Origin of the sequence: Candidatus Tisiphia endosymbiont of Sialis lutaria (assembly GCF_964026535.1) — a bacterium.
Lineage (GTDB): Bacteria > Pseudomonadota > Alphaproteobacteria > Rickettsiales > Rickettsiaceae > Tisiphia.
In genome coordinates this window covers 1295150-1307001 of record NZ_OZ032153.1, presented here as the reverse complement: position 1 = coordinate 1307001, position 11852 = coordinate 1295150, and the positions used below count along the sequence as shown (strand labels likewise).

General features: G+C 33.1%; 12 protein-coding genes. 1 reads left to right on the top strand and 11 read right to left on the bottom strand.

The genetic code is table 11. The features are described from left to right. Positions 1–48: 48 nt before the first annotated feature. Positions 49–735 carry a hypothetical protein gene (locus AAGD20_RS06350; RefSeq protein WP_341748849.1) on the bottom strand — a complete coding sequence of 229 codons (687 nt, stop codon included), beginning with the start codon at positions 733–735 and terminating at the stop codon, positions 49–51. A 285-nt stretch (positions 736–1020) separates the two neighbouring features. Between AAGD20_RS06350 and AAGD20_RS06340 the strand changes: the two genes are divergently transcribed. Beyond that, complete coding sequence (locus AAGD20_RS06340; RefSeq protein ID WP_341748848.1) at positions 1021–1824, top strand: hypothetical protein; 804 nt, start codon at positions 1021–1023, stop codon at positions 1822–1824. Between the two features lie 62 nt (positions 1825–1886). Here the strand turns inward: AAGD20_RS06340 and murG are convergent, their stop codons facing one another. The 10 genes from murG to AAGD20_RS06290 form a co-directional block, all read right to left on the bottom strand. Continuing rightward, on the bottom strand, positions 1887–2963 hold the full coding sequence (murG, locus tag AAGD20_RS06335) for an undecaprenyldiphospho-muramoylpentapeptide beta-N-acetylglucosaminyltransferase (RefSeq protein WP_341748847.1): 1077 nt from the start codon (positions 2961–2963) through the stop codon (positions 1887–1889). Further along, complete coding sequence (gene ftsW / locus AAGD20_RS06330) at positions 2960–4108, bottom strand: putative lipid II flippase FtsW (RefSeq protein WP_341748846.1); 1149 nt, start codon at positions 4106–4108, stop codon at positions 2960–2962. Before ftsW ends, murG begins: the two co-directional genes overlap by 4 nt. Then, on the bottom strand, positions 4101–5492 hold the full coding sequence (gene murD, locus AAGD20_RS06325) for a UDP-N-acetylmuramoyl-L-alanine--D-glutamate ligase (protein ID WP_341748845.1): 1392 nt from the start codon (positions 5490–5492) through the stop codon (positions 4101–4103). Before murD ends, ftsW begins: the two co-directional genes overlap by 8 nt. Positions 5493–5517: 25 nt before the next feature. Further along, positions 5518–6498, bottom strand: a complete 981-nt coding sequence (locus tag AAGD20_RS06320; RefSeq protein WP_341748844.1) for an Rpn family recombination-promoting nuclease/putative transposase — start codon at positions 6496–6498, stop codon at positions 5518–5520. 179 nt (positions 6499–6677) lie between these two features. Next, complete coding sequence (fmt, locus tag AAGD20_RS06315; protein WP_341748843.1) at positions 6678–7631, bottom strand: methionyl-tRNA formyltransferase; 954 nt, start codon at positions 7629–7631, stop codon at positions 6678–6680. Then, the gene (gene def, locus AAGD20_RS06310; RefSeq protein ID WP_341748842.1) at positions 7628–8155 is read right to left on the bottom strand and encodes a peptide deformylase; all 528 of its coding nucleotides are present in this window, start codon (positions 8153–8155) and stop codon (positions 7628–7630) included. Before def ends, fmt begins: the two co-directional genes overlap by 4 nt. A 131-nt stretch (positions 8156–8286) precedes the next feature. Continuing rightward, complete coding sequence (locus tag AAGD20_RS06305; RefSeq protein ID WP_341748841.1) at positions 8287–10143, bottom strand: patatin-like phospholipase family protein; 1857 nt, start codon at positions 10141–10143, stop codon at positions 8287–8289. 235 nt (positions 10144–10378) lie between these two features. Continuing rightward, positions 10379–10825: a DUF2335 domain-containing protein gene (locus tag AAGD20_RS06300; RefSeq protein WP_094649503.1), complete on the bottom strand. Its 447-nt coding sequence runs from the start codon at positions 10823–10825 to the stop codon at positions 10379–10381. After that, entirely contained in the window at positions 10812–10985 is a 174-nt protein-coding gene (locus AAGD20_RS06295; RefSeq protein ID WP_250310584.1) for a hypothetical protein, read from the bottom strand. The genes AAGD20_RS06300 and AAGD20_RS06295 overlap by 14 nt, the downstream gene beginning before the upstream one ends. A 141-nt stretch (positions 10986–11126) precedes the next feature. Continuing rightward, positions 11127–11846, bottom strand: coding sequence for a DUF2163 domain-containing protein (locus tag AAGD20_RS06290; RefSeq protein WP_341749477.1), 720 nt, complete (start codon positions 11844–11846; stop codon positions 11127–11129). Positions 11847–11852: the final 6 nt, after the last annotated feature.

Sequence of the window (11852 nt, the reverse complement as noted above, 5' to 3'; positions counted from 1 at the left end):
ATGTTAAGTAATAAGCAAGCAACGAGTGACGACGTCCCCAACTTCTCATCATTTGACTATAGCATCAGTGGTCTTTATATCATCATCTTCACTAAGAAATTTCTTTTGCATCTCTGACTTGCCAAGTGGCTTGTTAATTTTATTATTCTTACTGGCTTCGACTTCCTTAATTTTTTTACTACTACCTGTTTTAGCTTTATTTGGTAAAACTTTATCAACAGTTTGTTGGTTAGTAGTTTGTCGTGCAGGACATCTATATTTTTCTAAATCTTTCTTAGTTTCACGCAAAATAGCTTTAATTTGCTCTAGCTCTTTGTGCAAATTATTATTTGCTTGATCATTCTTATCATTATTTTGTTTCTTCAGCTTATCATTTGCCGAATTCAATGAAGGATATTCTTTTTCTTGATTTTGCTTACGTTTTTCATTACGTTCCGCATCTTGTTTTACCATCTTAAGATACATTTGACGATTTCTTAAAGTTGGATTGATTGTTTCAGTATCATATTCACTAAACAAATCCCCCTCATCATCATCAAAATTTTCTTCCATAACATTTCTTTTTGCCATCGCTATATATTTCTTATTATAAAGCGGTGGACGTTTGCCACCGGCAAAACCTTTACTATCTATAATTTTATTATTAGCAGATTTTTTGAAATATCCTCTAAACCCATCAGTACAACCTGAAAGTAGGGATAATCCCAAAACTATAATAATAACTTTTTTTAACATAAATTAGTCCGATAATTTGATAATATAGTCAATTCAGGAGAATTTGGGACTAGGAACGATGGAGCGACGCCTATAAGTAATAGGCGAGCGACGAGTGACGACGTTCCCAACTTCTCATCAATTGACTATAACATAATTAATGACACAAAATCACCCAAGTTGCAAGAATCAATTAACCAGGAAGTAGTTATAGGGAAAAAACAAGCTGATTGACCCAAATTTATCTTGTACTTTTTAATAAATATTATATAAAGCCTATTCATAAGTAAATAAAGTACTTTATATATGCCAAAATCTACTAAAGATCACTTAGTTATTACCGAAAACAGAACCTTTTTTTGCAATAAAATGCCATATATTAGCAGGCCTGAACGTTATTACTTCGAAGTACTCGAAGATATAACGCTAACTGTAAAATATCCAATTGATATAGCAGTTGCCTTAAATCCCACAGGTGCAGTTAAGTTACCTTTAGAGAAAGATTATTGTACTTTTCAAAATCAAAGCTCCTTAGATTCTCTTTGTGATCATGTCTCTATATTAAATAAAGATTCTATTACCTCACTTCTACTCCCTATGGGTACTAAAGTTAGCTTTACTAAAAACAATATTACCTATCATTTAGAAAACACAACTTCAAAAAAATTAGTCATAGAGAATCTAAATTTAGTTATCAATATTTATGAATACCTAACTGGCGAATTACCAAAAACTCTTTCCATTTTTAAAATTAACAAAATAACTAAAATGGCACTTGAGTCTCATGATATAAGGTATCTAATATTTTATAAGATGAATCAAGAATTAATAGCTTTATTTGCTAAACAAAATAATGGGAATTTAGATTGCCAAAAAATAGATGCATTTATACAAAAGCATTTTTTAGAATTACCTGATATTATTCTTAAAATATTACAGGATTATCTTGGTTTAGAAAATCCCTATTACTTAAGTTCTCTCCCTCCAAAAATATTAAATGAAGATTTTTTGCACTTAAAGTCCTCCGATGTAAACAAGCATGTTGATATTGATGATAATCACACCATCACCCCTCTAGGAATCGTAGAAGTTCCTATAGAAATACAATAAAATCCCGCTTAAAGGCAACTTCCTAGACGTCTTCTCCTCCCGCTAATAACAACCCAAAGAAATCAGTTTACTATTTCTTCTACTGTATCAGCTAAAATATTACTACCGTCATTTTTCCGCTTTAATAATTCACAAGATGCCCGCTCCAGTATATCACGATTTTTTATTAGCACTAAGAGTTTATCGGCTAATTTTTCTGCAGTAATTTTATTTTGTTCAAAACACCACCCTGCCCCACTATCTTCCAGTGCCTTGGCATTATAGAATTGATGGTTTTCAGTAGCAAAAGGTAGAGGAATAAAAATTGCCGGCAAGCCAATATAGCTAAGCTCAGAAATAGTTGATGCCCCAGCCCTTGATATTACTAGTTCTTGATTGGCATATTGCTGATCCATATCATAAAAAAAATCGGCTATTTTATGTGGGATGTTTAATTCACTATAAATTTTAGCAATATTGTCTAAATCTTCTGGGGGAGCTTGTTGGGTAATATGTAGTTTAATATCAGGATTTGATTGCACTAATATCTTAATCGCTTCCGGTATTAAAGTAGAAAACACCTTTGCTCCCTGACTTCCACCAAAAATCAATATTCGAAAAATATCATTGCTAAAATTATCCTTAACTTTCAGCTTTTTAACATTATCCCGTACTATATTTCCTATAACTAATTTCTTATTATAGTCAACAATATTATAATTTTTAGTTTCCTCATAGGTAAGCGCAACTCTTCTGGCCCATTTTAAGAATAATCTATTGACCTTACCAATAAAGCAGTTTTGTTCATAAATTACGATAGGAATACGTAACAATACAGCTGCTATCAGAGGAGGAGCAGAGGGATAGCCACCAAACCCAATTATAACACAAGGTTTGACCTGCAATAATAGCAATAACATCTTAAAAATCATAAATAATAAACAAATTAATAATTTAAACTTATTAAACAACCCTTTCGGTGGCAATCTAAAATTTATTATATGTGGAATGAGCGGTAAATCTTCAGTTAAATATTTTTGGCATCTAACGTCAGTAATAAGGTGTAATTTATACCCGCGTTTCACCAATTCTTCAGCCAAAGCAATAGCGGGAAATAGATGACCTGCCGTACCACCACCAACAACAATTATACTCTTCATATGTCAATATCTTGAATTTTATAGTTAGTAAGGGAAGTTTTATGTTTGGTAAAACCAAGCAGCATCCCTGTAGCAATAGCTATGGCAAAAGTTGAAGAACCACCATAGCTAATAAATGGTAATGTCATCCCTTTGGTTGGTAATAAATTCAAGGTAACACCTATATTAATTAAGGCTTGTAAACCTATCTGTGCAACAATACCACTTGCTGCCAATTGAACAAATTTATCTTCTTCGTTAATGAGTTTCAGTAAACTACGAATCACTATAAAAGCAAATATTCCTATAATTATCAAGCAGATAATCGCCCCAAATTCCTCACCAGCAACAGCAAAAATAAAATCAGCATGAGAATCCGGCAATACTTGTTTTACCGCTCCTTCACCAGGACCACAACCATATAAACCACCATGCTCAAATGCTCTGATTGACTTACTAACTTGATAATTACTAATACTCTCTGGATCAAAAAAACTATTAATCCTTTTCGCTACATGAGGCAGCCAAAAATAAGCTGCTGTAACACCAAATAACAACATAAAAGCAGCAAGCATAATCCAAAATATTGGCATACCAGCAACAAAAAGCTGAATACCAAAAACTGCAGTAACCATCACTAACATACCAAAATCTGGCTGGATAATTAATAATAAAGCAATGATACCATACAGAACTATACAAATAGAAAAACTTGGAAATTCCCCCTCAAATTTCAATGATAATATCCAACCTGCAACTACCGCAAAAAATGGTTTTATAAATTCTGAAGGCTGAATCGAAAAACCTAAAATATTAACCCAGCGAATAGCCCCCTTAACTTCATAACCATAGAATTTAACTAAAATTAATAACAATATGCTGACAATAAATCCTAAAATTGACAATCTCTTTAACCATTTTTTGGAAAAAAGGGAAAAAAGAATGATCAATAGCGATGCACTAGCAAGATAAAATAATTGTCTAGAGGCAAAATAATGCTCATTGAGTCCTATTCTATTTGCTATTACTGGTCCAGCTGTAGTAACCAGCATCATACTAAAAACAAACAGGATTACTAAAGCAATAATCATTTGCTGGTCGATACTACGCCACCACCATTTTAGGTAATTGTTAGATAATTCATTATTATGATTATCTTTAATCATGGTTAGCAATAATATTATATAATTCTATAAATAGATTTCCGCGTTCTTCAAAATTTTTAAATTGATCGTAAGAGGCACAAGCTGGAGCTAACAAAATATTTTTTATGCTCCCTATATCTTGCATTGCATCTCTAACTGCAACATTAAAAGCCTCCTGCAAATTTTGACAAATTTGAAAATTTACTCTACCCTTAAGTGACGATGCAAAAAGTTCTTTATCTTGACCAAAAAGATAAGCCTTATGAATTTTATCAAACCATGGAGCTAAATTTGTTATTCCTCCTTCTTTTGCCACTCCTCCAGCTAGCCAATATATATTATCAAGTGCAGCAAGGGATTTAGAAGCAGCAATGCTATTGGTAGCTTTGCTATCGTTATAAAATTTTATCATACTCGAATGATCTGAGTATATTGTACCAACATATTGCATCCTGTGCGGCAACCCCTTAAACAACTCGATAGCAGCAATTATTTGTTCTGGTCTTAGCCCTATAATCCGACAAGCCGCATAACTGGCAACAATATTTTCCTGATTATGGATGCCTTGTAGATAGCTATTATTTGGCAAATTAATAGTAATTGGTTCAAAAATATTGTCATAAACAACATTATTACAAATTGATACTCCTTTATCAAGGATTTTACCAACAGAGATTGGTATTAAATTTGTGGTATTCTCCTTTTGTAACTCTAAGAAAATATTGTTGGTAATTTCATTATCAACACTAATTATGGCAAATGAATCTTTATCCATTCGATCAAAGATTTTCTTTTTAGCGACAATATAGCCTTGCATATTATTATGCCGATCTAAATGATCCTCGGTAATATTAAGTAGCACAGCAATTTTAGCTTTAAAACTGCTTAATAAGTCTAACTGAAAGGAAGATAGCTCTAATACATACCCTTGACAATCTAATCCCATACTTAAGGCAGGAACACCAATATTCCCGCCAACTGGATAATCAAAACCACAAAACTGTAAAATATGACCAGTTAGAGCAGTGGTAGTACTCTTACCATTAGTACCAGTTATACCGATAAAATTAGCTTTCTTCCCCCCTCTAAACTTAACTTCCTCAAATAATAAGTCTATATCTGAGGTTATTGATATATTACGGACATTCGCCATGGTAACAATGTCATGCGATAAGGGAACACCTGGACTCAACAATATCTTATCAATATCCTGCCACCGCTGATCAGAAAAGCTAACCAAATTATCGTTTCCATAAATTTTACTGAAAGCATCCCTACTACTACCTAGTTGATCATAACAAATTATCCTAGCTACTTTATTTAGCGATTGATAAGCAGCCATACCAGTCTTACCAAGACCAACTATCCCTATAGTCTTATTTTTTTGTGAAAGAAATAATGACATAATTTTTAGTTTAATAATCCATTATTTACTCTACTTTCAATAGTTCATTGATTCTTGTAACAGATAATCTAGTCATTCTCGCTACTTCTTCAATAGAGCTACCATTATTTATCATCATTTTTATTAATTTAGCTTCTCCCCTAGCTTCTCCGATTCTAATACCATCCTGTACTCCGATTTTAATACCATCTTGCACTCCGATTTTGATACCATCCTGTAGCCCGATTTGAATCCCTTCTTCTTTCCATACTTGAGCTATACTAGGCATAAGTTCTTCTCCTTTTTCTTTAGTTAAACTATTTTTTAATATTTTTTCTAACTCTATTTTATCATTTTGCTCAATAAAGGTCAAAGTATAGCTCAATAGATTTCTTATATGGTCATGACCTATTGTTATTTTACTCAATTTAGGCAAGAGATAAGAGATTTCTTGCCATCTTTTCAGTAATTGACGTTCGTGGATGTGCTTAAGGAAAAATAACAAAATTCCAGACCATATTTTTTTCTTGAGTTCTTCATCGGGGATATCATGTACGTTAATAAGCTGACAATCATTTGTCCAGAAGCCTCTGGCTAAATCTGGATGGCTAAATAAATTCCATATATTGAGCGATGCGTTATATTTCTTCTTGCCATTATAAATTATTAGGGGATAAATTAATGGGAGGCTTTTAGCTTTATGATTAGTAGTTAAATATAGATCACAAATATTAATCATATATTTAAATAACCTAAATGCCATCATTTTATCAACAGTACTTTGATGCTCCAATAGCAAAAAAATATAGCCATCCTGATCATTAAACTTAACAGAAAATAATACATCAGAAATAGTTTCAGAAAGGTCTGGCTCAATAAAACTATCTTTTTCTAATTTTACAGTTGTGCTATCGATTAAAGCCAGCACATCTTTAGGCAAATGAGTTACCAAAAACTCTTTAGCAACTATAGGATTCTCCATAGATTTGCGAAAGATTTCGTCATGTTTTGGCTTGTCTGAAGTCATAATAAAATTTGCTTATATAGCTAATCTAATAATTCATTACTTACTGTACTTTCAGTAATTCATTGATTTTAGTAATAGATAGTCCAGTAATTCTCGCTACTTCTTCAATAGAGTTACCATTTTTTATAATCATTTTTATTAATTTAGCTTCCGATTTGGATGCCTCCCTCTTTCCATACTTAAGCTATACTAGGCATAAGTCCATCCCCTTTTTCTTTAGCTAAACTAATTATAGGGCTTTGTAAGCCACGCATAAATTCTTCGGCGTTCAAGATTTTTCTTCCTTCTTGCTGTAATCTCTGGATGATCAAAGTACCTTTACCACAAGCTACCTCCAAAACACTATTATTAACTACGGTACCAGGTGGCAAATTAATATCCAAATCGTTATAATACGCTTCTAGAATCTTTATAATTTTACCTCTATATTCAAAATATACACCAGGCCAAGGATTCATACCTCGAATTTTACAATCTATTTTGTAGGCAGTCTCACACCAATCTATCTTTCCTTCTTCTTTCTTAAGTTTATGAGCATAAGTTACGCCATTCTTATCCTGGATAATTTTTGGTAAATTATCAATATTATCTAAGGTTTCAATCAATAAATCTGCTCCTATTTTTGCACATTGGTCATGCAAAATTGGTAAAGTTATTCTAGGAGAAAGTGACAATGAATGCTGCAATATAATATCACCAGTATCTAGCCCTTCATCCATCTGCATTATACATACAGAAGTTTCTAAATCACCTTCTATAATAGTACGCTGTAATGGAGCTGCCCCCCTATGACGCGGCAAACTTGACGGATGAATATTAAGACATCCATATTTTTTAGCTTGCAGGATAACTGTTGGTATTAAAAACCCATAAGCAACTACCACTATTATATCCGCCTCAATTGAATTAATTAAATTGGTTATTTCTTCGGTTCTTAAGGTCTTAGGAGTATAAGTTGCAATATTATATTTTGATGCCAAAAGATGTACTGGAGATTCCACCTCATTGAGTCCTCTCCCTTTAGATTTTGCAGCTTGAGTAAATACACCAACTACCTGGTGGTCGTTGCTGTTAATTAATTCCCTAAGAGTGGGTACAGAAAATTCTGGCGTACCCATAAAAATTACTTTCATAAATTATTATTTTTTAGCTTTTTTAATTTACGTAATGCTATATCCTTTTTTATATTACTCAAATAATCAACTAACAACTTACCGTCTAAATGATCCATCTCATGTTGAATAACCCTAGCAAGCCAACCATCAGCTTTTAATTCTTGCTGTATATTGTTATAGTCTAAGAACCTTATACTTATAGACTCAGACCTTGCTACTTCAACATGTTGCTCCGGTAAAGATAAACACCCTTCTAATGCCACAACTAACTCTTTAGATTTATCTATTATTTCTGGGTCTACAATAAATAACGGATAAAAACCCTCTGCTCTTTCTGTATCATCACTATTCTGTAAGTCAACCACTAATATACGCTTAACTATTCCGATCTGAATTGCTGCAAGTCCTACCCCATGATCATGATACATGGTTTCAACCATATCATCCATCAACTTTCTTATAGTATCATTGACTGTACCTACGGGCAAAGATTTTTGTTTTAATCTTGAATCCGGAGCAGTTACAATAGGTAACACAGACATAATTTTTAAACCACCAAATTATTTATAGTAAATTTAGGAGAATTGGCTAGCAGAGGCGATAAAGCAACACCTATAATCAATAGGCGTCACTCGTCGCTCCCAGGAGACTAGCGACAATAACTAATTCAGCGTTATCCACCTTTAGCCCGCCCTACTCCTTTCCCTTGACTACTAATACGAAAAGCTTCACTTTTATTTTTGCTTAAAAAACCACTAAAATCTTCTTTCGTAAATTTAAACTCCGCAATATTCTTTGCTGGACTTTTTTCTGTATTCAATCTTTTATCTTGTTTTTTATCAATAGATAGTAATTGTATAAAATCTTCTTTAATTTTACTTGATGTTGTTGGAGAGTTTAAAGTCTTAATCAGCGATTCTAATGCCTTGGTATCATTTCTAACTTCTTTATTGCGGTTAGTTGCTGCAAGTATAACATAATCTTTTAAGGGACTCTTATTATCTTTTCCTTCCCAACGTTCTGAAGTACAAAAAGATAAAAGTGCCTCAGCTTTTGCTTGATGACTTCGAGTAGCATCACGATCTTGCCAACTTTTCTCAGTTGGCTTTGCCGGAATTATATGGTCTAACATTTTATGAGCAAATGTTTTATTCAAATTGTCATTATCATAAACCTCATAGACGCTTAGAAGGAATTTTTGCTGTTCAAAGTTTTTATCTACCCCCTTACCTAACTCGTAATTATCTAAATATTCCAACGTCTGAAAACGTCCTTTAATATGCAAGTAACCTGCATATTTCTGAGCATCATCAAAATCAAGAGTGGATATACCTTGAGTATCTAATGTCACCGTGTTTAATGCATTCTCACGTAAATTAGTAAGAGTAGCTTTATCAGTTTCCGTATATTTAAAATGTCCACCAACTTGAGCCAGAGTTTTATATACTACATCCATTAAAAATTTTATTAGAGCACTTGGGCTGTCAAAAGGCTTGGCACTATATATTGCCACATTTGTTGAAGCATCCATACCACTACCAAAAGCAAGAGCCAGTACCCTACCCTGTTTTTTTGCTAGAGCAACATTATCAAAACCATCTAATTCTTCGGCAGAATCCACTTTACTCTCATTTTCAGGAAAATATCCAATAGGTACATTGTCCCTATATCCCCCATCAACATATTCAACCCCATCAATTGTTGCCGGTTGGAAAACTATAGGAATTGAAGCAGAGGCACGACAAGCTAAAGCAATTTCAACATCAGGGCTATTTTCCGCACTAAAAATTTGCAACGTACCATTATCTCGCCTTACTGCAGTAATTAATAAATCTTTAAATTGCTCTGAGTCAACAAGTCTTAAAAGAGCTAAATCCTTAAAAAGGATTTTCCCACCAGCTTGGCATTTTTCCATTAATTCACTGAACTCTTTACCATTAGAGTCTATGATAGTTTGAATTTTATCAAATTGCTTATTTAGCTGTTGTTTTTGAAAATCCAATCCTTGAATATTCTCATTTATATCACTAATCTGTTGACTATTATCACCATGTTGTTGTTTTAATTGTTCAATCGAGTTTAAAAGCTCTTGCTTTTTTTGCTCTAACTTTTCTTGCTGTTGTACAATCCTATCACGACCTGACTGACAAAGCTCCCCAAAGTTCTTGCCCTTCAAAAAATTAAATACCCCTGTTCTGATTGTTTTATCTAAAAGACCATATAATGGGGTACCATCCTTGCCAATCTGCACCGGACCAGCTGAAAATCCTTGCGTACCAAGTAAACCTTTAAGGTTAGTCTCTTTTGAAATTTTCTCAAATTCTTCAGGGGGGATACCACAGGCAACCATCGCCGCACTTATCGCCCCAGCAGATGAGCCTGCAACCGCCTTAACCATTCCAACTGCTCCAGATTCTGCCAAGGCTGAATAAACACCGGAATATATTGCCCCTTTGGCTCCTCCCCCACTAAATACCAAATACTCAAAAGGAGTTTTTTGCCTTTCCAGCATTTCTTCTATATTACCCATAAATTTTACTCAATATTTAATTTTACCACCTTACTCATGACATTTACAGATCATGTATATCTCGTCATTGTGCATAAGCATCATTGCGAGGAAGCCCTTAGATCGACGAAACAATCCAAGAAAGTAATTAGCAATGGATTGCCACGCTCACATACGTTCGCTCGCAATGATGAGTTATAGGCTTATACGTCATTGCGAGGAGTACGGAAACCACAATTTTTCAGGGTAGCTATTGTCATCTTCTATGATAATCTTTCTGCCTGGTAAATTTAGTAGAAGATATGAATAATCCAGCTCCTATAACTAAAAATACTGAAACAGTAAAAATACTAGCTATCATAAAATGCCCGAACATTGCTAAAATTAGCGTAGTAATACAGACCATTATCATAAATATAACCGCACTAACTCTCCCTTTTTTTGTTATGTTTTCATAAACCTCAATACTTTTAATATCCATTTGCTGTCTATGCGTTTGTTCTTTCTCTGCCATAACAATTAATTTTGCCAAGGTGCCTGGATGAAGATTTTCATATTCTTCCATTAAATCTATAGGCGGCATAACATGCTCAAACTTCTTACGATAGAAGCTATTATCTTTTTCTCTAGGATTATTGTTAATTTTTGAATATCCTTTATTCAATCTATTATTACTAGCAAAGAAGCTTTTACTCTCTTTCATATTCTTTTTTTATTTCTTGAAATGTTGAATTAATATATTTTTCTATTTTAACAAAATACTCAGACAAATCTGTCTCTGGCTTCTTTCTTATTGTTGTTTTAGATATTTTAAATATACTAAAAAAACCAGTTAGGAAATGCCTTACAAAATCTTTACTCATTTGGTTTTATTCATTTAATTTTCATATTTATTACGTCATTCCCGCCATTGCGAGACCATGTAATGGTCGTAGCAATCCACACTCATTAGATTGCCGCGTCGCTACTAAAGTAGCTCCTCGCTAATAGACGATTAAATTCCTCTAAATCACTTTTATAAAATTATCATCAGGAATCAATGGCTCTCCTCTGAAATTTACTGCATTGTTGAATTTATTGCAACAAGTTATAAAGTTTTTATCACAACCTATAGTAAGATCAACCGTTTTATTACACTTCATACTATCAGGAATTAATTGATCCAATATAATTACATTTCCAGAATGACTAATTATCTTACTATAAAATTGACCATTAGCTAAAATAGCATCCCCATAATTAAAATAACCACTTTCTTTATCAATATCTGAAATGACTATAGTTCTGCCAAATATTTCCTGAACATTATATATCTGACTATAAACTGTTTTATCTATTTTGCATTTTAAATCTCCAAAATTAGCACGACATTTTTTACTAAAAGATTGCAGTAACGACTGATTATATCCCATATTTGGCTCTAAACGTAAAGTAAAATCTAAATCCCTTTTAGTATAAAGGCTACAGCAATAAGTAACAAAATGCTTATAAGAATCAGCACAACTAGTATAAATTCTGACCATAGCCTGGGTCAAATCATAATGTTGCTCTACTCCATTATTCTCAAAAACTCCTTCTAAGATAATGTAATTCTGTGCGGAATCATTAAAAACCCCTTCCTTTAAAGTTATTCCAGAATTTGGCATAAATCTTATCCCATCAATTGACAAAGATTTATCAGATTCAGTAAGATATACTACTAATAAATGAAGGGTTGCAAAGATAGGAGA